Source organism: Trinickia sp. Z7 (genome assembly GCF_056498045.1).
In genome coordinates this window covers 199,471-224,826 of the sequence record NZ_JAUEQW010000007.1, presented here as the reverse complement: position 1 = coordinate 224,826, position 25,356 = coordinate 199,471, and the positions used below count along the sequence as shown (strand labels likewise).

General features: G+C 63.8%; 13 protein-coding genes. 8 read left to right on the top strand and 5 right to left on the bottom strand.

Going from position 1 to position 25,356, the window contains the following annotated elements:
• Positions 1 to 52: 52 nt before the first annotated feature.
• Together pdxR and QQS38_RS14975 are read right to left on the bottom strand one after the other, a co-directional pair.
• Positions 53 to 1,585 carry a MocR-like pyridoxine biosynthesis transcription factor PdxR gene (pdxR, locus tag QQS38_RS14980; protein ID WP_479646150.1) on the bottom strand — a complete coding sequence of 511 codons (1,533 nt, stop codon included), beginning with the start codon at positions 1,583 to 1,585 and terminating at the stop codon, positions 53 to 55.
• A gap of 222 nt (positions 1,586 to 1,807) precedes the next feature.
• Positions 1,808 to 1,933 carry a hypothetical protein gene (locus QQS38_RS14975; protein ID WP_479646149.1) on the bottom strand — a complete coding sequence of 42 codons (126 nt, stop codon included), beginning with the start codon at positions 1,931 to 1,933 and terminating at the stop codon, positions 1,808 to 1,810.
• 665 nt (positions 1,934 to 2,598) lie between these two features.
• Between QQS38_RS14975 and QQS38_RS14970 the strand changes: the two genes are divergently transcribed.
• Positions 2,599 to 2,985: a DUF302 domain-containing protein gene (locus QQS38_RS14970; protein WP_479646148.1), complete on the top strand. Its 387-nt coding sequence runs from the start codon at positions 2,599 to 2,601 to the stop codon at positions 2,983 to 2,985.
• Positions 2,986 to 3,037: 52 nt separating this feature from the next.
• Here QQS38_RS14970 and QQS38_RS14965 read toward each other — a convergent pair whose 3' ends face one another.
• Positions 3,038 to 4,303: an RNA polymerase sigma factor gene (locus tag QQS38_RS14965; protein WP_479646147.1), complete on the bottom strand. Its 1,266-nt coding sequence runs from the start codon at positions 4,301 to 4,303 to the stop codon at positions 3,038 to 3,040.
• Complete coding sequence (locus QQS38_RS14960; RefSeq protein ID WP_479646146.1) at positions 4,300 to 4,671, bottom strand: YciI family protein; 372 nt, start codon at positions 4,669 to 4,671, stop codon at positions 4,300 to 4,302. Before QQS38_RS14960 ends, QQS38_RS14965 begins: the two co-directional genes overlap by 4 nt.
• A gap of 326 nt (positions 4,672 to 4,997) precedes the next feature.
• On the opposite strand from QQS38_RS14960, the gene QQS38_RS14955 reads away from it, so the two are divergent.
• From QQS38_RS14955 to QQS38_RS14930, 6 genes are all read left to right on the top strand, one after another.
• Positions 4,998 to 7,241: a TonB-dependent receptor gene (locus QQS38_RS14955; RefSeq protein ID WP_479646145.1), complete on the top strand. Its 2,244-nt coding sequence runs from the start codon at positions 4,998 to 5,000 to the stop codon at positions 7,239 to 7,241.
• A 117-nt stretch (positions 7,242 to 7,358) separates the two neighbouring features.
• On the top strand, positions 7,359 to 8,714 hold the full coding sequence (locus tag QQS38_RS14950) for a Y4yA family PLP-dependent enzyme (protein ID WP_479646144.1): 1,356 nt from the start codon (positions 7,359 to 7,361) through the stop codon (positions 8,712 to 8,714).
• Positions 8,701 to 9,750, top strand: a complete 1,050-nt coding sequence (locus tag QQS38_RS14945) for a PLP-dependent cysteine synthase family protein (RefSeq protein ID WP_479646143.1) — start codon at positions 8,701 to 8,703, stop codon at positions 9,748 to 9,750. The genes QQS38_RS14950 and QQS38_RS14945 overlap by 14 nt, the downstream gene beginning before the upstream one ends.
• Complete coding sequence (locus tag QQS38_RS14940) at positions 9,747 to 10,913, top strand: NAD/NADP octopine/nopaline dehydrogenase family protein (RefSeq protein WP_479646142.1); 1,167 nt, start codon at positions 9,747 to 9,749, stop codon at positions 10,911 to 10,913. Before QQS38_RS14945 ends, QQS38_RS14940 begins: the two co-directional genes overlap by 4 nt.
• Before the next feature lie 11 nt (positions 10,914 to 10,924).
• Positions 10,925 to 12,835 (top strand): IucA/IucC family protein, encoded by a 1,911-nt coding sequence (locus QQS38_RS14935; RefSeq protein WP_479646141.1) that lies wholly within the window; start codon positions 10,925 to 10,927, stop codon positions 12,833 to 12,835.
• A 3-nt stretch (positions 12,836 to 12,838) separates the two neighbouring features.
• Positions 12,839 to 14,086, top strand: a complete 1,248-nt coding sequence (locus tag QQS38_RS14930; protein WP_479646140.1) for an MFS transporter — start codon at positions 12,839 to 12,841, stop codon at positions 14,084 to 14,086.
• A gap of 44 nt (positions 14,087 to 14,130) precedes the next feature.
• Here the strand turns inward: QQS38_RS14930 and QQS38_RS14925 are convergent, their stop codons facing one another.
• Positions 14,131 to 15,714, bottom strand: coding sequence for a bifunctional aminoglycoside phosphotransferase/ATP-binding protein (locus QQS38_RS14925; protein WP_479646139.1), 1,584 nt, complete (start codon positions 15,712 to 15,714; stop codon positions 14,131 to 14,133).
• Between the two features lie 1,012 nt (positions 15,715 to 16,726).
• Between QQS38_RS14925 and QQS38_RS14920 the strand changes: the two genes are divergently transcribed.
• Positions 16,727 to 25,342, top strand: coding sequence for a GH36-type glycosyl hydrolase domain-containing protein (locus QQS38_RS14920; RefSeq protein WP_479646138.1), 8,616 nt, complete (start codon positions 16,727 to 16,729; stop codon positions 25,340 to 25,342).
• Positions 25,343 to 25,356: the final 14 nt, after the last annotated feature.

The window sequence follows — 25,356 nt, the reverse complement described above, 5'->3', positions numbered from 1 at the left end:
GTGTCGTCGATCGCGCCGTGTTGCGGGTCGGTCGCCGAACGCCGAGCTCCGGCTACACGCCAGGCCGCTGCGTGCGCACGCATTGCGCGAGCGCCCGCACGCCGGGTTCGATCCGATCCTGCGCAATCGCTGAGAATCCCATGCGGAAATAGCGCCGCGCGTCCTGATCGTCGGTCATGAAGAAAACGTTGCCCGGCTCGATCAATACGCCGACGGCTTGCGCATCGGCGGCCAGCCGCTCGGCATCGAGCCATTGCGGCCCTTCGACCCACGACGATGCGCCACCCGTGATGGGCACGTAGCGCGCTTCGGGCAGATGCGCGTCGAGCGCGGCCATCAGCGTCTGCGAGCGCTCTCGGTACGCATGCGCGAGCCGCCGCAACAGCGCATCGTGATGACCGAGGGCAAGAAACGTCGCGAACGCGCGTTGAACGTAGCCGACCGGATGCCGCACCATCAAACGCCGCAGCGCACGCAATTCGCGAATCAGCTCGCGCGGGCCGACGACATAGCCTAACCGCAGGCCCGGCGCGAAGGTCTTGGAAAGGCTGCCGACGTAGATCACGCGATCGGCGGTATCGAGGCTCTTTAGCGCCGGGTGCGGCGTGCCAGAGAAGGTGTTCTCGCTTTCGTAATCGTCTTCGACGATGACGAAGTCATGCTGCCGCGCCAACTCGAGCAGCGCGCGCCGTCGCTCGATCGGCATCGTCGCGGTGGTGGGGCATTGATGGCTCGGCGTGACATACACATAGTCGCAGCGCGCGAGCGAGGCGGCGAGCGCATCGGGCTCGATGCCTTGACTGTCCACGCGCAGCGGCAGCAACTGCGCGTTGCGGTTTTCGAAGATGTTGCGCGCATCCGGATAGCCGGGGTTCTCGAAACCGACGGTCGTCTCTTTGCCGCAGAGCAAATCGGCCACCAAGTACAAGGCCTGCTGGCAGCCGTTCGTGATGATGATTTCCTCGGGCGCCGCGAATACGCCGCGCCGCGGCAGCACGCGCGTGCGGATTTGCTGGATCAGCGATTCGTCGTCGCGCTCGATCAAATCGGGCGCCCAATTGCGAATCTCCATGATCGACAGCGCTTTCATGCAGCACTCGCGCCAATCGTTGGTCGGAAACAGCGACTGGTCGAACTGTCCGTAGATGAACGGAAATTCGTAATGCTGCCAATTCGCCGGCTTGACGATATTGCGCTGTGCCGAAGGCGGATGCGCGATGCGTTGCCGCCAAACGGGACGGCCGGCCGCCTCGCCGTTTTCTGCGCTCGATGGGGCGGGCGCTGCGGTGTCGAAGCGTGGCAGGCCGCGCAGCATTTCGGGATTGACGAAGTGTCCGCTGCGCTCGCGCGAGATCAAATAGCCTTCTTCGACGAGCATTTGGTAGGCGAGCACGACCGTGTTGCGTGCGACGCCCAATTGATCGGCCAGTTCGCGGCTCGACGGCAGGGCGACGTTGGGCACGAGTTGGCCGTCGAGGATCGCGGCGACGAGCATTTGCCGGATTTGATCCTGCAGACTCTGCTTCAATCCCGACGATCGCTGAAATTGCTGGGCCCATAACGCGGTCGGGGTGCGGCTCGGCATGCTCTCTCCTAGGGCGTCGGGATGGCGAGCGTCGCGCGAGGCATGCTCGGCGGCGCGGGTTCGCAGGACCATTCCGATTGACGGTGCTCGGTTCGCGTGATGATTGATCGAATGATACTGAACTCGGGTGCGCTTCGGCGATCGGGAGAAACATCCCTGGCGGATCGCACGCGCTTGAGGTTGCGTGGGCTCGGCGCGCTGCGGCCTGAGGCCCGTTACGCATCAACGTGTGATGAGCTCGAGCAACGAGCGCAAGATCTGGCCAAGCGCATGCCGCATCTCTTCCGGCCTGAGTTGATAGGCCAGCAGCAACGGGCTGCTCAGCAATGCAATCACCAGGTATTTCATCCACGCCTCCTCACGGTGGGGGTGTCGTGAGGCGGGCCGGTAACCGACCGCCTATCGTTTGTCGATGGCAGACAGCAGGTCCTATGCCATGTGCGCAAAGCCCGCATGCGGCATGGCATGTAAGCCATGGAGCCGCTTCGAATGAGCGATTTGCTCGCCTAGGCGTTGCGGCGCCGAAACATTGGGCGGGGAAGCGATTGCGCCCGGGAAGGCCACGCCGGTATCGGGCGATGCATTCCATGCGGCGTTGCGCGCGGCTCGGTGCGTTGAAGGGGCGATGCGCGCTTCGGATCGGTTGGCGCGAGCGGGTGTCCGCTTGCTTGGCAACGCTCGAAATGCGTCACAAAGATGAAACGTTGAGTTCGATAGAGCGGGCGGGTTTGGATACGGTGTCTAGCATTCGCTGAGAAGCGAAGCCGTGTTGGCCGTTTCGCCGCCAACGCACGCCGTCGTCGTTTGTTGAGGCGGATCAAGCTGCGCCGGGAGCATCAGGCGGATGCTGGAAGGCGCCCACCCTTGCGTGCGGTAGCGCATGAATCTAGCGCGGGCACGCGCCTTGTTGCGTTGCCCCCGAGCTTATCGGGCGCCGAAGCGGCGATCGGCCGCGTCGCAGCGCGCATGAGGCACGACATACCCCATGTTCATACCATTCGGAGGCGAGCCAAATGAGTTATTACTTCGCAAAGACGCTGCCCGTTCCTTTCGACGCTGCCGTTCAGCTGGTCGTCGACGCATTGAAGCAGGAGGGGTTCGGCGTTCTGACGGATATCGACGTGCAGAGCACGCTGAAGGCCAAGATAGGCGTCGACTTTCGTCGCTACCGCATCCTGGGCGCATGCAATCCCGCTTCCGCGCACCGGGCCCTCGAAGTCGAAGACAAGATCGGCACGATGTTGCCTTGCAATGTCATCGTTCAGGAGACGGCAGACGGCCAGACAGAAGTAGCTGCCGTCGACCCCGTGGCATCGATGCAAGGCGTCGGCAATGCGCAGTTGGCGCCGATAGCCGAGGAGGTGCAGGCCAAGTTGAAAAACGTGATCGCTCGGCTGTAGAGCGGGCGGAACTCGATCTCCAGCCGTGCGTCCGGCTCCTTGCTGCGCGTGCTCACTCCGCCAGAGACGATCGAGCGCGCCTGTGCTGCAAATAACGGCGCACGGCCGCATCGCTCGAGAGCCCAATCGCGATGTCGTACGACGCGAGCGCTTCGGTCCGTGCACCGGCGCGCGCGAGCAAATCGGCGCGCGCGGCCCAATAAGGTTGATAGTCGGCCAGCCGTGCATCGTCGGCATAGACCGCAAGCGCATCGAGCGCCGCTTGGGGGCCATCGCGCTCGCCCAGTGCGAGCGCCCGATTCACGGCGACGACCGGCGATGGGGCGAGCGCGAACAGCGCATCGTAGAGCTGAACCACTTCGGCCCAGTTGGGCCGCCGCGTTCGACAACGATGGATATGTGCGCACTGCAGTGCCGCTTCGAGCTGAAACCGTCCGATCGTGTTGCAAGCGCTCGCGCGCCGCAGCAACACATCGGCCGCATGGATCATCTCGGCATGCCACTTGGCCGGATCCTGCGCGGACAACGGCACATAATCGCCCGCCTCGTCCCGCCGCGCATCGCGCCGCGCGTGCGAATAGAGCATCAGCGCGAGCAAGCCCAGCGCTTCGGGCTCGTCGGGCAACAATTCGACCAACAGGTGCCCGAGAAACAGCGCTTCACCCGCGAGATCCTGCCGGACTGCATCGCCGCCGACCGGGTCCGTCCAGCCTTCGGCGAACACGGCATAGACGGCTTCGAGCACGGCCGACACGCGCTCGCGCAACTCCTCGCGTTCGGGCACGGTGAACGGCACGCCCGCATCGCGAATTTTGTGCTTCGCGCGCGCCAAGCGCTTGGTCATGGCCGCCGGCGAGGTCAAGAACGCCGACGCGATCGTCTTTGCGTCGATCCCGAGCACGACCTGCAGCATCAACGGCGTGCGGATGCCCGCTTCGAGCGCGGGATGCGTGCAGGCGAACAGGAGCGCGAGGCGGCGATCGGGCAAGGCGGCCGGGTCGCGCTCGTCGATTTCGTCGGCGAGCAACAGTAGCTGATTCGCACATTCGTCGCGCACGACCCGATGGCGCACCCCGTCGATCGCCCGACGCCGCGCGACCGTCATCAGCCACGCCTCGGGATTGGCGGGACAGCCGCGCGCGGGCCAATCGGCCAACGCGGCCGCGAACGCATCGGCGAGTGCGTCTTCGGCCGCAGCCACGTCGCGCGTGCGCATGGCGAGCAGCGCGACGAGCTTGCCGTAGCTGCGCCGCGCCACCGCTTCCGCGATCGAACGAGCGGTGTCGTTCGCGTCGCCGTCGCGGTGGGCCGGTGTCATGCGCCGCTCTTCGCCGCGTGGGGCAGGGTCCAGACCGGGCGCACTTCCATGATGCCGTGGCTCGCACCGGGACAGCGCGCCGCCCACGCGATCGCGGCATCGAGGTTGGCGGCCTCGATCAGGAAGTAGCCGGCCAACTGCTCCTTGGAGTCGGAGTAGGGGCCATCGAGCACTTGCGGCTTGCCGTCGACGAGCCGCACGGTCGTGGCCGTATTGGAAGGCTGCAGGCGGTTCGAGCCAAGGATCGCATCCGCTTTCCTCAACGATTCCGTGTACGCCTCATACGCGGCGGCGCCTTGTTGACGTTCGCTGTCGGACATTTGGTCCCACTGGCCTTCGGCCGAATAGATCAGCAGCAGATATTGCATATGAGCCTCCGTTGTTGGGTGGTGGCGGCAGCCCTGCATCGCGCCGCCATGACAATGACGTGCCAGGGCGGTGGCGAAGGACACGCGACGCCCGAAATAGTGCGCTCGCGGCACGCGGTTTGTCACGGCGAGGATCGCGGGGGGCGTATCCGTGTTCGAGGCGATGTTCGTGTTGTCGAGGGCAACCACGCACGGCATGGGGACACAGAGGTTAATTGTCTTACGTATTGAAAATCATTATCATTTGCATTAGTGTTAACTAGACGTAAGGTTGTCGCTCCCTGAACTTTCATCAACAACAAAATCCTTTGACGGACATGTCATTTATGTCATTTCGGCCAAGCTATCCGGCGGTTCCGCGCGCTTCTCATCCCACGCTCGGTGCGCCTTCCTTCGCGCGGGTGATATTGGCCATGCCGCTTGCGTTTGCCGGCACGCTGGCGTCGAGTGCGAATGCCGCCGCGCTTGCGCAAGAAAGCAGCGCCGCGGCACCGGCGCCGCAACCCGCCGAAACGCCAAACACGTTGCCTGCGGTCGTCGTCAAGGCCGACGCCTCGCCTCGCGTCTTGCCCAAGGCATACGCAGGCGGTCAAGTCGCGACGGGCGGGCGTCTCGGCATGCTCGGCAACGAGAGCGTCATGGACACTCCCTTCAGCGTCACCCATTACACGTCGAAGCGCATGGAGGACCAGGAAGCCGTCACGCTCGCCGATGTATTGAATCGCGATTCGTCGATTCGCTTCACCGGGCAGACGGGCGGCGTGACCGATTCCTTCTACATTCGCGGTTTTCCCATCAACGAAGGCAATCTCAGCGAGTTCGCGTTCGACGGCGTGTACGGCGTCGCGCCAAACTATCACGTGTTCCCGGAATACGTCGAACGCGTCGAGGTGCTCAAAGGGCCCGCTGCACTGTTGTACGGCATGTCGCCCAATAGCGGGGTGGGCGGTGTGGTGAACGTCGTGCCCAAGCGTGCGGCCGGCAAAGATCTTACGCGCTTCACCGCGGACTACGGCTCCGACTCGCAAGTAGGCGGACACGTCGACCTCAGCCGTCGGTTCGGCAGCGATCGCCAGTTCGGCGTGCGGTTCAATGGGCTGCATCGCCAGGGCGGCACGCCGCTCGACGGCCAAACTTCGCGCGCGGAGGTCGGCGCATTGGCCCTCGACTATCGCAGCGAGAAGTGGCGCGCGACGCTCGATGTCATCGAGCAGTACCAATGGGTGAATGCGCCCACACGCCCATTCGTCGTCGCATCGGGCATTGCCGTGCCCTCCGCGGCCGATGGCCGCCGTAACGTGACGCAATCATGGTCTTGGTGGAAATCGTACGATCAGTCGGCGTTGCTTCGTGCGGAATACGACCTGAATCCCAACGTGACCGTCTTTGCCGATGCCGGCGGCGCCAAGACCGACGTCGCGCGGCTGTCGGACCAGACGCCGACGATTCTCGATGCTTCGGGCAATACGCGTTCGATTCCGCAGAACTGGGCGTTTCAGATCAATCGCTGGAGCGCCGACACAGGCGTGCGAGCGCATTTCGATACGGGGCCCATCACGCATCGCGTCGCGCTGCAAGCGAGCTTCTACCGCGACCGTCTCGCGCAGGCGAGCAATTCGGGCGCCGCGGTGCTCTCGAGCCTTTATTCGCCGGTGGCAAGTCCGGCCCAGGATATCGCCACGCCGTCGCGCGTGCCGAAGGTCTCGTCCTCGCAACTGACCGGTATCGCGCTCGCCGATACGCTGAGCGTGCTGAACGAGCGCGTGCAACTGACTGCCGGGGTGCGGCAGCAGCAAGTGAAGTCGGAGAACTTCAATACGACCACCGGGGCGAGCGCATCGTCGTACGACAAAGGCGCGCTGACCCCGCTCGCCGCCGTGGTCTTTAGGCCGGCTCAAGACGTGTCCCTGTACGCGAACTATGTGGAAGGACTGAGCAAGGGGGACATCGCGCCCGCTAGCGCATCCAATGCGGGGCAGGTCTTCGCGCCGTACAAGACGCGGCAACAAGAGGTGGGCGTCAAGGTGGATCTCAAGACCGTGATGGCGACGCTGGCCGCATTCCGTATCACCAAGCCGAGCGGTCAGCTATACGGCGCCGCCTACACGGTGGACAGCCAACAGCGCAACCAAGGGCTCGAGCTGACCGTGGCCGGCGAGCCGCTCGAAGGCGTTCGGGTGTTGGGCGGGGTCACGCTGCTCGACGCCGAGTTGACCCAAACGAACAGCGCGGCGACGCGCGGCAATCGGCCCGTTGGCGTGCCCAAGTGGATGGCCAACGTAGGCGGGGAGTGGGATTTTCCGTGGCTGCGCGGGTTGACGCTGACCGGCGGCATCAACTTCACCGGGCAGACGTACGTGAATCAGGCGAACACGCAGTCGGTGCCGTCGTGGACGACCTTCGATTTCGGCGCGCGTTACGCGACGCAAGTCTATGGCAAGGCGACTACCGTGCGCGCAGGGCTGCTCAATGCTTTCGACTGCAAGTATTGGTCGGGCGTGGCGTCTTACGGAACGATCTCGCTGGGTGCGCCGCGGACGCTGTTCGCGTCGGCGACCATCGATTTCTGACGGGTGCAGCCCATGACTGCCGTGTTACGTGACGTGTCCGTCGACCCAACCCAACCTCGGCGCGGCTCGGGACCCGCAGCGTTGCCGCCGATATTAGGCCCCGCCATCGATCGGTTGATGCGTTCGCCGCAAGGCCTCATCGAGATGACCCGCACGTACGGGTCGCCGCTTAACGTCGTCTTGCCGCAGGTGTTGGAAGCAAACGTCGAGTCGTTGCGCGCGGTGCTGCGTCGTTACGACGTCGATCACCACCTTCTGTACGGCGCGAAGGTCAACAAATCGCCGGGCCTCGTGCGCGCCGCGGTCGATGCCGATATCGGCGTGGACGTGTCCAGTCTCGGCGAAATGCGCGATGCGCTGCGTGCCGGAATCGATCCGGCGCGGCTGTGTGCGACAGGCCCGGCGAAAACGCGCGTGTTTCATATGGCGTTGGTGGCCAACGGCGCGTTGATCTCGGTCGACTCCATCGAGGAGCTCGGCGATCTCGAAAGCGTCGCGCGCGAGATCGCTCCCGGGCGGCCGGTTCGCGTGCTATTGCGCTACCGGCCGAGCGCCTCGGGCGCGAGCCGATTCGGCATGGGCGAAGGTGAACTGCGGGTTTGCCTCGATCGCTTGGCACGGTGTGGGCCGGCGTTTTCGTTCGAAGGATTCCATTTTCACTCGAGCGGATATTGCTACGAAGCGCGTGCGAAGGCCGTGTGTGAACTGACACGCTTCGTGGATCTGGCGCGGGCTATGGGACTCGACCCGAAGCTCATCGATATCGGTGGCGGGCTCCCCGTTCGGTACGTCGAGCGCGATGCTTACGACGCGTTTCTCGACACCCAGAGCGCGGATCACTACCGCAACGGCAAGGTGCCGGCATCGTTCTATCCCTACGGCGGACCGATCGAGCCCGATGCATGGCTGGACCGTTTTCTCGCGTCGCCCTGCACGGGCCGCCGATCGATTGCGCAATATTTGAAGGCGCAAGGGTTGGCGCTAGCAATCGAGCCGGGGCGCAGCCTCGCCGATCAAACGGCGATCTCGATTTTTCGTATTGCGCGGGTGAAGGCGCGGGGCGCCGCTGAGGTCGTGATCTTTGTCGAAGGCAGCAGCTTCAGCGCTTGCGAAACGTGGTTCGCTTCGGAGTTCTTGGTGGATCCGATCCACATCCGCGCAAGCCACGGCGGAGACAACCATACCAACGACGCCAACGACGCCAACGATACGGCGGTCACGCGCGGTTGGATTGCGGGACACAGTTGCCTCGAGGAAGACGTCATCACGAATCGCTGGCTGCGGTTCGCAACGCGGCCCAAAGCCGGCGATTTGCTCGTGTATGCCAATACCGCGGGCTACCAGATGGATTTGCTCGAAAACGAATTTCACCGCCACCCGGCGCCTCGACGAGTCGCGCTCACGTACGACGCGGCGGGTGGCATCGACATCACACCTGACGATCGAATGGAGAAGTGGAATGATTTTGACTAAAGTCACCGACCTGATCGGCAATACGCCGATTCTCAGCATGTCCATTCCCGAAAAGCACTCGCAATTGCTGCTCAAGATCGAAAAGAACAATCCGGGAGGCAGCATCAAGGACCGCATGGCGCGCAACATGGTCGTCGCGGCGCTCAAGTCTGGGCGGCTGAGCGCTGGCGGGGTGATCGTGGAGTCGTCGTCGGGCAATACCGGGATCGGTCTTGCGATTGCCGCCGTCGAGTTTGGCTTGCGCTTCATCGCCGTGGTCGATCATCATGCCGCGCCCGACAAGATCGCCGTGATGCGTGCGCTCGGCGCCGAGATCCGATATGTCGAAGGCGATTACCGTGAAGACGAAGTCGCGGTAGTCGAGCGCCAGCGCTTGGCGGCCGAATTGGCGTGCGACATTCCCGGCGCGGTGTTCATGAATCAGTCGGACAACGCGGCCAACGCGGGCGGCTATTCCGAGTTCGTTCGAGAAGTCATCAATGAGATCGGCGGCGTGGATGCCTACGTCGGCTGCGTCGGGACGGGCGGTTCGATGACAGGCATTGCCCGGGGCCTGAAAGTCCACAATCCGCAAACCAAGACGATCGCCGTCGAGCCCGACGGTTCGATCGTCTTCGGGCAACCCGGTCATCCGTACTATCAGTCGGGCACCGGCACCCCGGCCGGCGATACGGTCGGTCTCGTACTCGATTACAGCTGCATCGATATGGGCGTGCAGGTGTCGGACTCGCAGGCGTTCGAAACGGCGCGCCACATGGCGCGGCGCACGGGCCTGCTCGTCGGCGGTTCGACGGGCGGGGTGATTTATAAAGCGCTCGAATTCATTCATAGCGGCCTGATCGGCGGCAACGTCGTCGCGGCGGTCGCCGACGGTGGCGAGAAGTACCTGCATACGGTCTTCAACGAGAGTTGGCTGCGAGAGCGAAATCTCCTCGACCCGCAGATAGGGCGCCAGCTCGACCGCTGGTTCGGACAGGAGGGCTCTGCCGAAGCGCCGCGCGATCTCCCGCGCCTGCATGCGGTGGCGGCGGCATGACGGCGGGAAACATAAGACGGCACGCGCCGCTGAAGGTGGCCGTTTGCGGCGCGGGCCGGACCGGGCATCTGGCGGCGGTCCTGTTCAAGCAACTCGACGGCGTGCATGTTTCGGTGCTCACCAGCAACCGTGACGCGATCGAGCGCCATCAGTACAGCGAGCACGGTATCGCCGCGACGATGCCCGATGGCACGACCCTCACCGCGCGTCTCGATGTTTTTTCGAGTGACGCGGGCACGGTGCTCGCCGATGCCGACATCGTCATCGTGACCGTGCCGGCACACGTTCGGCCGTCGATGTTGAGCGCCATCGCCGCCCATGTCCCGCGGCACAAGCGTGTCTATGTCGGTGCGATCCCGGGGTTTTGCGGTTTCGACTGGCTTGCCGAGCGCACGTTTGCGTCGCATCGCAATGTCGTCATCTGGGGCATGAAGGACGTATCGCATATCGCCTTCGATCTGACACCCGGCCTATCCGTGCGGATGGGCGGCGCAAAAAGCACGCTATATGTCGCGACGCACGCCCGCGAAAGCGCCGCCTCGCGCGCCGCCTTGCTCGCCCTGTTGCGCAGGCTCTATACATCGCCCATCGAGCTGCTCGACAACTATCTGGAGATCACGCTGACCCCGGGCAACCCCATCATGCACAGTTCGGTGATCTATGGCTTGATCGGTCCGTATGCGCAATGGCACAACAAGACGTTTGCCTCGCCGATCCGCTGGTGGAGCGATTGCCCCGAGCTCGGCGCCTATTTTCTCGAGCGCAGCGACGAGGAGAATCAGTTCCTCTGCAAACTGGTTCAAGCGCGCTTGGGCATCGATTTGTCGTCGATCAAGCCGCTAAAAGACGAAATCATCGAAGCGTACGGCACGCAGATTCGCGATCCCGGCACGATGCTGTCGGTGTTGCGTTCGAACCAAGCGTATGACGCGATCGAAGCCCCGTTGATTCGCGCCGACGATGGCCCAGGCTACGTCATCGACAAGGCGCATCGGGCCTTTCGCGAGGACGTGGCCTACGGCTTGGCGCTGCTGGTCGAAATGGGCCGGCGTCTCGATGCGCGCTTGCCTCACATCGAAGAAGTCTTTCGCTGGAACGTGTTCTACATGGATGGTCTACGCGGTTCCGCACTCGATTACTTTCCCGAAACTTGGCCAGCTTGATGCGCAGCCCTATGAAAAACACTCTTTCGCTATTGCAGCCCGATCACACCTTCTACGCGCAGCGGCGGCAGGGCGCCTGCGAAGCGGCGAACCGCAATGCATTGCGTCGCTTGATTCGCTGCCTATTCGCCGAAAAGATCATTGACGCGGGCGCGCTCATTTTTTTGCCGGATAGCCGTGCGGCCTGGTTCCCGCTGTGGAGCAGGCACGCGATGCTGCTCTTTAGCGACCTCGAGGTGGCGCCGGCCGATACTTTCATCAATCGCGGTGCGCTAACGCTGATCGAATCGAACGGCGTGCGCACGCCTCTCACGAGTCATGAGCAACTGCTCGATCTGCTTGCCCCATGCTTTGACTTCGCACCGAGCGAGCAAGGCATGAGCCGCCTGAAAGCCGACATCGCGAACAGCATCGAAAACGATGCGCTTGCACGGATCTACCGCGACGCATGGAATGCTGCGCTGCGCGAGCGAATCGAGGTGGCCGATGTGGGCGGCTTTGCCGGCTATCTGCATCGACAGATGACCGTGCGCGATGCGGCAGTGCTGCTCGATCAATGGGGCTCGCTCGAAGGTCACCCCTTCTATCCGACGTGGAAGAGCAAGCCTGCGCTCGATCCCGAGCAGGTCGCCGCGCTTTCGCCCGAGTTCAATGCGAGAGTCCCCGTGCGTATCGCCGCATTGCGCGGCGACATGGCTTATGTCGAGCGAATGCCGCATGTCGAGAGCGTCCACGCTTGGTTTGCGGCGAACTTCCCGCAGTTGTGGATCCACTGGCGAGACGGTCTGAATGAAAGGGGGCTCGACGAATCGGACTGGCTGCCGCTGCCGATCCACGCATGGCATCTGCAGCACTGCGTACACGAGGACTACGCGACGCAGATCGAGGAGGGTGTGCTGATTGTGGAGGGCCCCGATGTCGAGACTTGGCCTACGATGTCGTTTCGGACGATGATGCCGCGATTGCCGGGGCCCGTGCCGTTCATCAAATTGCCGGTGGCGTTGTGGCTGACGAGCGAACAGCGCAGCCTTCAGGCGAAGTCCATTCATATGGGGCCTCGCATCAGCACGGTGATTCAACGCATTCTTGCCGATGAAAACGGCTTCGACGGGACGCTCGAAATCTTCCCTGAGGAACTCGCGTTTCACTACAGGCACGCGGTGCGCCAGCAAGATAGCGCGGGACGCCATTTATCGGTTGCATTCCGTGCGAGCAAACAAGCCTTCGATCGTGCCGACGGCCTGCTGCCGATCACGGTGGCGGCATTGCTGACGGATTCGCCCTGGGATGGCCGTCCGCTCGTCACCGAGCTCATTGAAAAGCGCAGCGCCGCGCCAGCTACGAAGGAAGTCGTCGAGGCTTGGTTTCGCGAGTATGCGCGCGTCGTCACGCATCCTGTGCTCGGCATCTATCTGCTCTACGGCGTCGCGCTCGAAGCGCACCAGCAAAACGCCTCGGTCATGTTCTCCGCCGACGGCATGCCAAAAAGCATGCTGATTCGCGACTTCGGCGATGGCCGGACCTATGCGCCGCTATTGGCGCAGCGGGGACACCAACTCGAACCCTACGTCCATCCGGGCATTTTGCCGACCGTCTTCGCGGACGATATCGAGCCGGTTCGTGCGTTCGTGTTAGACGCGTGTTTCGTCTGTCATCTCCATGAAGTCGCGCTGCTGCTGACGCACGAGTACGACCTGCCGCCGGTCCGGTTGTGGGAAATTCTGCGCGATGAAACGGAACGCGCCTTCGACGCGTTCGCGCCTCGTGTCTCGCGCGAGCTTTGGAACACCGAGCGCGCTGCGTTCGTGGACGAGCCGTGGCCGACGCGGTCCGTCTTGCGGATGCATCTGCGCGAGTATTCGGACTATCGGCTACAGCACCACTTGCCCAATCCGTTGCGACGAGTCAGTGACGAGGGCTGACCGATGACGCATGCCGCTGTCGAGCCGGACCGCGGAGCGCGCTTGATTCACGTGCTCTTTGCCATTCAGCTCATCTCCATGGGGGCCATGGAGATGAGTGGCCCATTCTGGCCGCTCCATCTAAAAGCGCTTAGCACATCATCGCTGCAGTTTGCTATTGCGGGCGTTGCCGTCTATGTCGGGCCGATGCTCGGCATCATGCTGACGAGTGCGTTCTGGGGGCGGGTTGGCGACCGCACGGGGCACAAGCTGATGATGATTCGGGCGTTGCTAGGGTTGTCGCTGACTCAGTTTGCGCTGGCCTGGGCAGCGGACGTCTGGACGATTCTCGCGTTGCGGTGCGTACAGGGCGCGTGTGCGGGGTACATCGCGCCGGCGCAGACCTATGGCGTCGCGATCGTGGCGCCTTCGCGCAGAGCTCGGCTATTTGCGTATCTGCAGGTATCGACCAATCTTGGCTCGTTGGCCGGTGCGGTATCGGGCGGCTTGATCCTCGATCATGCGACTTTCTTCTGGATCAATATCGGCGCGGCGCTCCTGTGCATGGGCTGCGCGATGGCGGTGGCGGTGATGCTGCCGAGCGATCATGTACGCCGCGCTGTCCCGGCGGCATCTGAGGCGAAGCGCGCGGATGTGGACGGTTCGGCGTTGACGTGGCGATCGGCCCCGATACCGGGCTTGCTCGGTATCGTCGGGATGTTGTTGGTAAGCCGTATGCTCGCGCAGACACCGTTTTCACTCTACGTCAGTTCAACCTTCAACGTCGGCAACTGGGTGGTGGGCCTTTGTTACGGCATGCTGTCGCTGGGGTTCGCCGCATCGGCGGCGCTTTGGGCGCGCTATTTCGAATGCCGCGCGCTAGTCGAGTCGCTGCAGCGCATGACGTTCGTCGCGCTGGCCTGTGCCGCGCTCGCGCTCGGTGCGGCGCTAACACGCCAAGTCGGCGCGTTCGTCGCGATTCATTTCGTGTGGGGCGCTCTGCTCGGGGCGACGACACCGGTGCTGATGTCGGTGATCTCGAAAGCGGCGGGCGTCGCCCGCCAAGGGTATGTCCTGGGTGTCGCGCAAAGCACGACCCAGCTCGCGTCGGTGTCGGGCATTGCGCTCGGCGGCTGGCTGAGCGATGCGGTGGGCTTGCGATACATCTACTTCTTCGTCGCTGCGTCTTATGGGCTTGCGGCGGTCCTCATCATGGCGCTAAGACGCGAGCGCGGTGCGATGACTCGCGCTCTCATGTCGCCTGGGCAGTAAGGCTGAGACCGAGCGAACGCGGACGATCGGGTGGCGGCGTGCACTCAAGCATGCGGCTGCATCGTTCCGTATCGGGCCAGCCATCCACGCGACGCGCCCAGGCGCTCGAGAAGGGGATGCCAAAACGCGCGACGTTCAAAGGCGTCGACGGGAACGTCGGTTTCTATCGAGACCGTCTGCGCCAACTCGTCGCTGGTGAGCGGATCGCCTTCGATCAACTGTTGTCTCAGAACACTTTCATCGGCGTCCGACGGCTCCTCGGCATGCGTTGCTCGCCGGTTCAAGCGTTCGACCAGCACGGCGACATCTGCGCGGAAATCGGCGATGAAAACGGGAATAGCGAGGAAAGCGGCAAGCTCGATAAAGGAAGCACGATGCGCTCGATTCAGAAAACTCGCGTCGACCACGACCGGAAAGCCGGCCGAGAGGAGTGCGTCCGCGGTCGCGCGGAGTTGTGCGTAGTTCGCGTCGATCGCTTTCCGCGTGTACGTGCAGGAACGCGTGCCGTGTACCTTCGGAAATGTGAGGATCCCCCGCTCGTCGCGTTTTCGCTCCACATCGCTACTAAGGCGAATCGCGCCGATATGCCGCGTGAATGCTTCGCTCGCCACGGATTTGCCTGATCCCGAAAAGCCATGGCAAAGGATGAGGAACGTCTTCGGCGGCTCGACGAGACGGTCCACGAGGCGCGAATAGTTGCCAAGCGAAGACATAGCGTCGATGTCGCCCGCCCTGCCGTGTGTCTTCAAGGCCGTCACCAGCATTCGCACGAGTGCCCTGTATACGACGTACAGCCTCAGCGCCGCCAGCCCTGAGAAGTCTCCGGTCGAAGTCACCCAATCGTTCAAAAAGCGCGTCGCCAAATCGCCCCGCTCTCGAGCCAGTAGATCCATCACGACGAAGGCGATGTCCGCCGTGATATCGATCCAACGCAACGCATCGCTGAACTCGATGCAATCGAAGATTGCGACGTCATCGTTTCGACTCACCATGTTATCGAGGTGCAAGTCGCCGTGACATTCGCGTACGAATCCCTCGTTCCTGCGGCTATCGATATGCGCCTTTAGTCGAACGATCTCGTTGCGGCACCAGTTGGCCGCGCCATGAGGAACGGTGACCGACGGATTGCGCTCGAGCGAGGCGAGTACCTCATCCACCTGCTCGCAAACTTGCTTGGCCGAGCCCAGTGAGTCGCTCGGCGCATGACGCGAGGCGGCGGCGTGAAACGATGCAAGGCGCGCTGCGACACGGTCGATATGGGCCGTGCGCAGTGCGCCACGCGCAAGCAGCGCGGACAGCGTATCGCGTTCATCGAAGCGGCGCATTTTCAACGCGTGATCGACCGGCGCGCCTTCGGCGCCCACCCTGAACGTACGCCTGATGCGCACGATCGGCGCCACGCCAAGATAGAGCGAAGCGGCAAGGCGGCGGTTCAGCCGCAGTGCATCCCGGCAACTGCGGTATCGCGCTGCTCGCGTCGTGAAGTCGACAAAGCCTAAGTTGACCGGCTTGCAGATTTTGTAGGCGTATCGTCCTACGAGATAAACCACGGAGATATGCGTTTCGATGCGAACGACGCAGCCAGCGGGATGCGGATAGGTTACGGCGCGCCGCAGCGCCAGTTCCATGCGGCGCCATTCGGCTCGCGTCGCTTTGTCGTCGGGCGCATTGCAGGCGCGCTCGCGCGGGCGGCACCGGGTGATTTCCCGATCGGAACGATGCTTTATCGCCGAACCTCTCGCCATCTTCGTCCAGCACCCGGAGCAGTCGATACGTTGCACGTAGTGTGAGCCCGCCTTGAACGGTGGTATTGACTTCAATCAAGCTACGACATATGCCGGCGCTAAAGAATGAGATGGGGGCGAAGATCTGTTCGTGCATTTTTCGGAAATCCGCAGCGAGGGCTTCAAGTCGCTGCGTCACCCTCTGCTCGCTGCGCTCGCGCATGATGTCGTGCCGGAACACGACGGGCGGGGCCCCTAGCCCGACCTTCAAAAGAAAAATCGCGACAGCATCGGCAAAAGCGCCCAGACTGCACCCATGGCGTTTGCGTTCGCGATCGTCGAACCAGGAGAATCCGAATGGCTAAAAGCACGATGCGGGGCAATCGCGAAGCGAAAAAGCCGAAGCAACCCAAAAAGGTGGCCCCTCCTGCGGAAGGGATTTCTCTCGTGGATGGATCGAAGGTTGCCGCGACTCGCGTACCGGCCAAAAGAAAATAGGCGTATCCCGGGTATGGCTCCGAGGCATTTATGCCAACCCTTTCCCTCGAGGTCAGCAGGGAACACCCCTCTATAAGGACGGGGAGTCCCGGGTTGCTCTTTGGATGCCGCATCGGTTCGATGCGAAGCTCATCCGACGCTTTCGTGCATCGCTAACCGAACGCTACCCGTTCGAGCATGGCGAGGTATTGAGCGTGGATCGAGTCGTTCCCCTTGGCTGCAGTGTTCCTGCGCGATGTTCATCGACGCATGCGACACGTGTCGTCCAGCCATCTTCTCAGGAGGAACCGATCATGTCTCAGTTCGATCGACGGTACGTCGATGCCATGATGGCGTCCGCTACAAGCATCGCGAACCGCGCACGCCGTCGCGACGTGTCCTATCCGTCGGTAGCATGGGCGTCGCAGGAGATCCCTCTATGAACGCGTTGCTTCGCTATGTGGCGCGGCGTCGCTTCGCGTCGCCGCTGTGGACCGACACCGCCCCGGTGCGGCAGGAACTGTTCGGCGTCGAACGGCTCGAGCAACACGCGCAGAGTCTCGCTGCCGCGCAGGCCGTGACCAAGACGCCGCCCGCGGTGTTGTCCTTGCACGCACGGCTCGACGACAACGCAGCCGTCCTGCTCGCGGCCTATCGGGCGAGCGCGGCGGAACTGGATCGCGGCCGGGACGTCGTGCCGGCGGCCGAATGGCTGCTCGACAACTACCATCTCGTCGAGAAACAAATCCGTGCAATCTGCGACGACCTGCCTCGCGGTTACTACCGGCAGCTACCGAAGCTCGCCGCGGGTCCTTTTGCCGGCTATCCGCGCGTATTCGGCCTCGCGTGGGCGTTCGTCGCGCACACCGATAGCCACTTCGATCCGAAGGTCCTGCGGCGTTTCATCGACGCGTATCAGCGGGTCCAGCCGCTCACGATCGGTGAATTGTGGGCGGTCGAGATCACGTTGCGCATCGTTCTGATCGAAAACCTTCGGCGTCTCGCCGACCAGATCACCGTTGGCCGCGGCGCACGCGCCGACGCGGATGCGCTCACCGAGCGCCTGCTCGAAGCGGGCAGCGCGCGCTCGGCGCTCGAAGCGGATATCGCCACGCGCTCGTCGGGCGTGCTCTCGGAACTGTTCGCGGCACAACTGGCTAAACGGTTGCGCGACCAGGACCCGCGAACCACCCCCGCGCTGGGCTGGTTGGAGGAGCGGCTCAGGCTTCAGGGCACTAGCATCGATGAAGTAGTGCAGCACGCGCAACAGCGGCAGGGCGCCTCGAACGTCACCGTACGCAACGTGATTACCAGCCTACGGCTGATCGCCGATATCGACTGGACCGACCTATTCGAGAGCATGAGCCTCGTCGATGCGCGGTTGCGCGCGGGCAGCGCTTTCGATGCGATGGATTTCCCTACCCGCAATCTGTACCGCAGCGCGATTGAGCAACTGGCGCGCGGCTCGCGCTTGACCGAACAGGAGATCGCAGATCTCGCGCTGCATTCGGCGCATGCGGCGGCGGAGAAAGCGGGCGATGCAGCGGGTTCCGAGCGAGCCAGCGACCCCGGCTACCACCTGATCGCCGAGGGGCGCCGTGCACTCGAACGGATCATCGCGTTCCGTCCCCCGCCACGTTTGCGGCTCACGCGATTGTATGTCCGCCTCGGCATCGGCGGCTACGTCGGTGAGATTCTCACACTCGCCGCGATGTTGCTCGCGTTGGCGCTGTGGCTGCTTTGGCCGCGTGCGCCGTGGGCTTTCGATGCGACGCTGCTCGCATTGTTTGCCGTGTGCGCACTGCTGCCTGCCATCGAGATCGCGACCGCGCTCGTCAACCGAACGATCGCATGGACTTTCGGCGCGATCACGCTGCCGGGGCTCGAACTGAAGGCGGGGGTGCCGTCGTCGCTGCGCACGCTGGTCGCGGTGCCGACGTTGCTGACGAGCGAAGCGGACCTGCGCGAGCAGATCGAACGTCTCGAGGTGCATCACCTCGCAGGCGCGGGCGGCGATCTGTCTTTCGCGCTGCTCGCGGACGGCCTCGACGCCGATCGGGAGGTGATGGCGGGCGACGCGCACCTGCTCGAGGTGGCGGTCGACGCCATCGACGCGTTGAACCGTCGCTACGAGCCAAGCCCTGGCGGTAGCCGTTTCCTGCTGCTGTACCGCCGGCGCGTCTTCAACCCGAGCGAAAACACATGGATGGGCTGGGAGCGCAAGCGCGGCAAGCTACATGAACTGAACCGCTTGTTGCGCGGCGCGACCGACACCACCTTCGTGCCGATCGCGGGGCGTGCGCCGCACGTGCCGCCTGACGTGCGTTACGTGATCACGCTCGATGCCGATACGCGTTTGCCGCGGGATGCGGCGTTGCGGTTGATCGGCAAAATGGGGCATCCATTGAACCGCCCGAAGTTCAGCGCCGACGAGCAACGCGTAGTCGATGGGTACGCGATTCTTCAGCCGCGCGTCACGCCTTCGCTGCCTGTGGGCCAGGAAGGCTCGCTGTATCAGCGCGTTTTCTCCGCGCCCGGCGGAATGGACCCGTATGCGGCGGCGGTGTCCGATGTCTATCAGGATCTGTTCGGTGAAGGTTCGTACACGGGCAAGGGCATCTATGACGTCGACGCGTTCGAAGCGGCTTTGCATGGCCGAGTGCCGGAAAATGCACTGCTCAGCCACGATTTGTTCGAAGGGGTTTTTGCGCGCGCCGCTCTGGCATCGGATGTCGAAGTGGTCGAGGAAGTGCCCTCGCGCTATGACGTGACCGCTAAGCGTCAGCATCGCTGGACGAGAGGCGACTGGCAACTGCTGCCATGGATCGTCGGTCATCGCGGCCGGGGCCCGCACGCGATGCCGTCGATCGGCCGCTTCAAAATGCTCGACAATTTACGCCGCTCCCTGCTCGCGCCGTCGATGCTCGCCGCGCTCGGTCTGTGCTGGTTGATGCCGATCCGAACCGGGATCGAGGGCGCGTTGCTGGTGTTGGGCGCACTGGCCATTCCCGCCTTTGTGCCGACGCTGTTCGCCATCGCGCCAAGGCGTAGCGGCGTTCGTCTGGGCAATCACATCCGCGTGCTGGCCGCCGATGTGCGGCTCGCCGCGTTGCAAACGTTTCTGTCGGTCGCGTTCCTAGCCGATCACGCTTGGCGAACCGGCGATGCGATCGTGCGCGCCCTGACGCGTCTTGTCGTGACGCACCGCCACCTGCTCGAATGGACGACGGCTGCGCAGTCAAAGGGCAGCCCGCGCCTCGACTTGCGAGGCTTCTATCGGCAAATGACAGGCGGTGCAGTGCTCGGGTTGGCGCTGCCGGTTGCCGCGATCGCGATAGCGCCGTCGCATTGGCCGCTTGCGTCGTCATTCGCGTTGTTATGGCTAGCCGCGCCGTCGCTCGCTTCGTGGGCGAGCCGCTCGCCTCGCGTCGCGCAGCGCCTGGCTCTGTCGGACTCGGACGCGCGCGACCTGCGTCTGATCGCGCGACGCACTTGGCGCTTCTTCGAGACCTTCGTCACGCCAGCGGAGAACATGCTGCCGCCCGATAATTTCCAAGAAGACCCCAAGCCTGTCGTCGCGCATCGGACTTCGCCGACCAACCTCGGTCTTTATCTTTTGTCGGCTGTTGCCGCGCGCGATTTCGGCTGGACCGGCACGACCGAAACGGTCGAGCGCCTCGAAGCGGCGTTCGCGTCGATGCAAAAGCTCACGCGTTTCAAGGGACATTTCTATAACTGGTACGGGACACTGGATCTCAAGGCACTGGCGCCGGCTTATGTTTCGTCGGTCGATAGCGGCAATTTGGCGGGGCATTTGATCGTTCTCGCCAATGCTTGCGAAGAATGGCTGCATGGGCCGCTCGTGCCCGCCGCGCGTCAAGGCATGACCGATGACCTGCGGCTAGCGCGTGAAGCGGCCGGCGCGCTGCCTGCCGCGAGCAGTGCGCGCGGCAAGCAGCTCGCCGCGATCTTCGACGAAATCGAAGCGCAATTGCAAGGTCCACAGACGCTCGAAGCCCTCTCGCCGTCGCTGGTTCGTTTGACGGAAAAGGCCGCAAAAGCGACGCGTGAAATGGTTCCGGCCCGCAGCGACGACAGTTCCGCCGATCTCATGTTCTGGCTCGAGGCGCTAAGAAAGAGCGTGCTCGAACATGGCCGCGACCGGCAACAAGTCGCTGGCGCGCTGGATCAGTTGCGGGCGCGGTTGCAGTCGCTGGCCGACGCCGCGCGCGCGATGGCGCTCGGGATGGATTTCGCGTTTCTACTGGACCCGGAACGCAAACTGCTCTCGATCGGCTATTCGCAGTCCGATAACAGTCTCGACCCCAGTTGCTACGATTTGCTCGCGTCGGAAGCGCGGCTCGCGAGCCTGTTTGCGATCGCCAAAGGCGATGTCGCCACGCGCCACTGGTTCCGTCTCGGGCGCGCGGCCACGCCGGTCGGGAGAGGCTCGGCGCTGATCTCGTGGTCCGGATCGATGTTCGAATACCTGATGCCCTCGCTCGTGATGCGCGCGCCGGTCGGTAGCCTGCTCGAACAGACGAGCCGCCTGGTCGTGCAGCGACAGATGTCGTATGGAGCGTCACTCGGCATTCCGTGGGGTATTTCCGAGTCGGCCTATAACGCCCGCGACATCGAATTCACCTACCAGTATTCGAATTTCGGCGTGCCCGGTCTGGGTCTGAAGCGTGGTCTTTCGGAGAATCGCGTGATTGCGCCGTATGCGACAGGGCTGGCCGCGATGGTCGACCCTCGGGCCGCGCGGCAGAACTACGCGAAACTCGCAGGGCTGGGCGCGCTGGGGCGCTACGGTTTCTACGAAGCGCTCGATTTCACCCGCTCGCGGCTGCCGGAGAACAAAGAGGTCGCCATCGTTCGCAATTTCATGGCGCATCATCAGGGCATGACGATCGTCTCGATCGCCAACACGTTGCTCGATGCTCGGATGCGCGCGCGTTTCCATCGCGAACCGATGATCCAGGCGAGCGAGCTGCTGTTGCAGGAACGTATGCCGCGCAATGTCGCCGTTGCGCAACCCCGAGCGGAGGAAGTGAGCAAGGCGGCAGTCGACGCCGGCGCCGTGCCGGCGATCGTGCGGCGAATCGCGGCGCCGGCCCAGGCCGAGGGCGCACCGGTTACGCATCTGCTGTCCAATGGTCGGTACGCCGTGATGCTGACGGCAACCGGCGCGGGGTACAGTCGTTGGCGCGACCTGGCCGTGACGCGTTGGCGTGAAGACGTGACGCGCGACGACTGGGGCTCATTCGTCTTCTTGCGCGATGTCCACAGCGGTGACGTATGGTCGGCCGGCGCACAGCCGGTGGGTCGCGAAGCCGAGTACGAAGAAGTCATGTTTGGCGAGGACCACGCGGAATTCATCCGGCGCGACGGCTCCCTGACGACCACGATGGATGTGCTCGTTTCGGGCGAAGCGGACGGCGAAGTGCGCCGCGTGTCGGTGGCGAACAGCGGACGACGGGCGCGCGAGATCGAGCTCACGTCCTACGCCGAAATCGTCCTAGCCACGCCCGCCGCCGACAACGCGCATCCCGCCTTCTCGCGCATGTTCGTCCAGACCGAGCACTTCGCTGAGTTCGGCGCGCTGGTGGCCACGCGCCGTGCCCGTTCGGATGACGAAAAGCAGGTGTGGGCGGCGCATTTCGCAGTGGTCGACGGCGAGATCCTCGCCGATCCGCAGTACGAATCGGATCGCGCCCGCTTTCTCGGGCGGGGGCGCAACGCGGGAACGGCGGCGGCGATTTTCGGCGATCAGCCGCTGACGAACACCACCGGCACCGTGCTCGATCCGATCTTTGCACTCAGGCATCGCGTGTTGGTGCCTCCGGGCAAGGTCGCCCGCGTCACGTTCTGGACGGTGGTGGCCGAGTCGCGGGCGTCGTTGCTCGACCTGATCGACCAATACCATGACCGCAACGCCTTCGATCGCGTCAAGACGCTTGCGTGGACCCAGGCTCAGGTGCAATTGCGGCATCTCGACGTCCAGGCCGAGGAGGCGGCCGATTTCCAGCGCCTCGCCGCGCCGGTCATCTACGCCGACTCCCGTTTCAGGGCGCCTTCGGACATCATCGTTCACGGGGCGGGCGCCCAGTCGGGACTCTGGCCGAATGGGATTTCCGGCGACTTGCCGATCGTGCTGTTGCGCATCGATGAACTCGAAGATATTGCGCAGGTGCGACAGCTCTTGAGGGCCCATGAGTATTGGCGAATGAAGCGGCTGGGTGTCGACCTCGTGATCGTCAACGAACAGCCCGCCTCGTATATTCAAGAACTGCAGGCCGCGATCGAAACGGCGGTGCGCAGCAGCCAGTCGCGGCCGCGTTTCGGCGAAGAACTCGCGCAAGGGGCGGTCTATACGCTACGCGCGGACTTGATGAGCATCCAGACACGCGCTTTGCTGCAATCGGTCGCTCGTGTGGCGCTGACCGCGCGTCGCGGCCCCATCGCCGACCAACTCACGCTGTTGCCGCGATTGCAGGCCCGGTCGTCGGTACTTGGACGGCAGCGGTTGCCGATGTCGCCGCCGCGATCGGCGCCGGTTCCCCCCCGAGTCGTACCGGCGACTTCAACCGAGGGGCTCGAGTTTTTCAACGGGCTTGGCGGCTTCGATAACGACGGTGAGGAATACCTGATCGTGCTCGCGGATGGCGCGACCACGCCTGCGCCATGGATCAACGTGATTGCCAATCCCGGCTTCGGTTTTCAGGTCGCGGCAGAAGGCAGTGGTTACACCTGGGCTGAAAACAGCCGCGAGAACCAGCTCACGCCCTGGTCGAACGATCCGGTTCAAGATTCAGCCGGCGAAGCCATCTACGTTCGCGACGAAGTCACGGGCGAGCTGTGGGGCCCCACAGCGTTCCCGATCCGCGACGGCGGGACCTACAGCGCCCGCCATGGGCATGGATACAGCCGCTTCGAGCATGAGGCGCATGGCATCGCGCTCGACTTGCTGCAATACGTGCCGCTGGCCGACCCGGTGAAGATTTCCCGGCTGACCTTGCGCAATCTGTCCGGCATGCCGCGGCGCCTGTCCGTGACGGCGTGGCTGGAATGGGTGCTGGGCACCTCACGCGGCGCATCGGGACCCTTCGTCGTGACGGAAATCGACCCTGCCACCGCTGCAATGCTGGCGCGCAATCCCTGGAGCATGGGGTTCGCGGGGCGCGTCGCCTTCGCCGACCTCGCCGGTCGGCAGAGCGCGTGGACGGCCGATCGCACCGAATTTCTCGGCCGCAACGGACGAGCTGCCGCCCCCGCTGCGCTGACCGGCATGGCGCCGCTGTCGGGTGCGGCCGGCGCTGGCCTCGATCCATGCGCGGCGTTGCAGTGTGTGATCGAGTTGGGTGTGGGCGAGCGTGTCGAGGTGGTGTCGTTCGTAGGGCAATGCGCATCGGTCGAACAAGCGCGCGCGTTGATCGCGCGCTATCGCGAGGCCGATCTCGATGCAGTCCTCGCCGAGGTGACGCGCTACTGGCGGAGCGTGCTCGGCGCCGTCCGGGTGAGGACGCCGGACCGCGCGATGGACCTGATGCTAAACGGCTGGCTGCTGTATCAGACGCTCGCTTGTCGGATCTGGGCACGCTCGGCGTTCTATCAGGCGAGCGGGGCATATGGCTTCCGGGATCAGTTGCAGGACGGTATGGCGCTGACGCTGGCGCAGCCGGACGAGACGCGGCGGCATTTGCTGCGTGCCGCGGCGCGGCAGTTCGTCCAAGGTGACTTTCAGCATTGGTGGTTGCCGCAGTCGGGGCAGGGTGTGCGTACGCGAATTTCCGATGACCGAGTGTGGCTTGCGTTCGCGACGGCGCACTACGTGCGGTGCATCGGCGATGCCGAGATCCTCGATCAAATCGTGCCGTTCCTCGATGGACCGCCGCTGCGCCCCGGTGAACACGATGCGTTCTTCCAACCGATGGTCGCCGAAGAGTCGGCGTCGCTGTTCGAACACTGCGCGCGCGGACTCGATCAATGCATCGAGTTGACCGGAGAGCTTGGTTTGCCGCTGATGGGCACGGGCGACTGGAATGACGGCATGAACCGAGTCGGCGCACAGGGCAAGGGAGAAAGCGTTTGGCTCGGCTGGCTGCTATTGCGGACCATCGAATTGTTCGCTCCGCTGGCTGAATCGCGCGATGCGCTGTGCGCCGCGCGTGCTGCGCGTTGGCGCGCTCATGCGGCGTCGGTGCGCGCGGCGCTCGAGCGCGAGGCATGGGACGGGCAGTGGTATCGCCGCGCGACTTTCGACGACGGCACGTGGCTCGGCTCGAAGGACAGCGACGAGTGCCAGATCGATTCGATTGCACAAACCTGGGCCGTGCTCTCGGGCGCGGCCGATCCGGCGCGCGCGGCGCAGGCGATGGTCTCGCTCGAGCAGCATTTGATCCGCCGCGAGGACGGACTGGCCTTGTTGTTTGCGCCGCCGTTCGACAAAACGTCACGCGATCCCGGCTACATCAAAGGCTATCCGCCGGGGTTGCGCGAAAACGGCGGCCAGTATAGCCATGCGGCGATGTGGGCGATCCTGGCATTCGCTAAACTAGGCGACGGCAACAAGGCAGCCGGACTATTTTCACTGCTCAATCCGGTCAATCATGCGCGCACGCCGAGCGACCTCGAGCGCTACAAGGTCGAACCTTATGTGATTGCCGCCGACGTCTATTCCGTGACGCCGCACGTCGGGCGCGGTGGCTGGACTTGGTACACGGGATCGGCCGCATGGATGTACCGCGCTGGCGTCGAAGGGATTCTCGGCATTCGGCGGGAAGGCGATCATCTCGTGATCGCTCCGTGCATTCCGGATGCGTGGCCCGGATTCGAAGCGACGGTCAACTTGGATTCGACGCGATATGACATCCGCGTGGAATCGGCGGCTGAGCAAGACGTGACGTATGCGCTACTCGATGGCGCTAGCGTCGATTGTGCTGGAGAACTCGTGCGTGTGCCGCTGGATGCAAAGTCGCATTCGCTGATGATTCGCTTCGCTAGGGAGCGAGCGGGGACATCGATGGCGATCGGGTTGCGGGCGGGGGCGGGCTGACGGATATGGAGCGG

Excerpts from the sequence above, each read along its gene's own strand:
- pdxR (WP_479646150.1), bottom strand. The coding sequence starts at position 1,585 with ATGCCGAGCCGCACCCCGACCGCGTTATGGGCCCAGCAATTTCAGCGA.
- QQS38_RS14975 (WP_479646149.1), bottom strand. The coding sequence starts at position 1,933 with ATGAAATACCTGGTGATTGCATTGCTGAGCAGCCCGTTGCTGCTGGCC.
- QQS38_RS14970 (WP_479646148.1), top strand. The coding sequence starts at position 2,599 with ATGAGTTATTACTTCGCAAAGACGCTGCCCGTTCCTTTCGACGCTGCC.
- QQS38_RS14965 (WP_479646147.1), bottom strand. The coding sequence starts at position 4,303 with ATGACACCGGCCCACCGCGACGGCGACGCGAACGACACCGCTCGTTCG.
- QQS38_RS14960 (WP_479646146.1), bottom strand. The coding sequence starts at position 4,671 with ATGCAATATCTGCTGCTGATCTATTCGGCCGAAGGCCAGTGGGACCAA.
- QQS38_RS14955 (WP_479646145.1), top strand. The coding sequence starts at position 4,998 with ATGTCATTTCGGCCAAGCTATCCGGCGGTTCCGCGCGCTTCTCATCCC.
- QQS38_RS14950 (WP_479646144.1), top strand. The coding sequence starts at position 7,359 with ATGCGTTCGCCGCAAGGCCTCATCGAGATGACCCGCACGTACGGGTCG.
- QQS38_RS14945 (WP_479646143.1), top strand. The coding sequence starts at position 8,701 with ATGATTTTGACTAAAGTCACCGACCTGATCGGCAATACGCCGATTCTC.
- QQS38_RS14940 (WP_479646142.1), top strand. The coding sequence starts at position 9,747 with ATGACGGCGGGAAACATAAGACGGCACGCGCCGCTGAAGGTGGCCGTT.
- QQS38_RS14935 (WP_479646141.1), top strand. The coding sequence starts at position 10,925 with ATGAAAAACACTCTTTCGCTATTGCAGCCCGATCACACCTTCTACGCG.
- QQS38_RS14930 (WP_479646140.1), top strand. The coding sequence starts at position 12,839 with ATGACGCATGCCGCTGTCGAGCCGGACCGCGGAGCGCGCTTGATTCAC.
- QQS38_RS14925 (WP_479646139.1), bottom strand. The coding sequence starts at position 15,714 with ATGGAACTGGCGCTGCGGCGCGCCGTAACCTATCCGCATCCCGCTGGC.
- QQS38_RS14920 (WP_479646138.1), top strand. The coding sequence starts at position 16,727 with ATGAACGCGTTGCTTCGCTATGTGGCGCGGCGTCGCTTCGCGTCGCCG.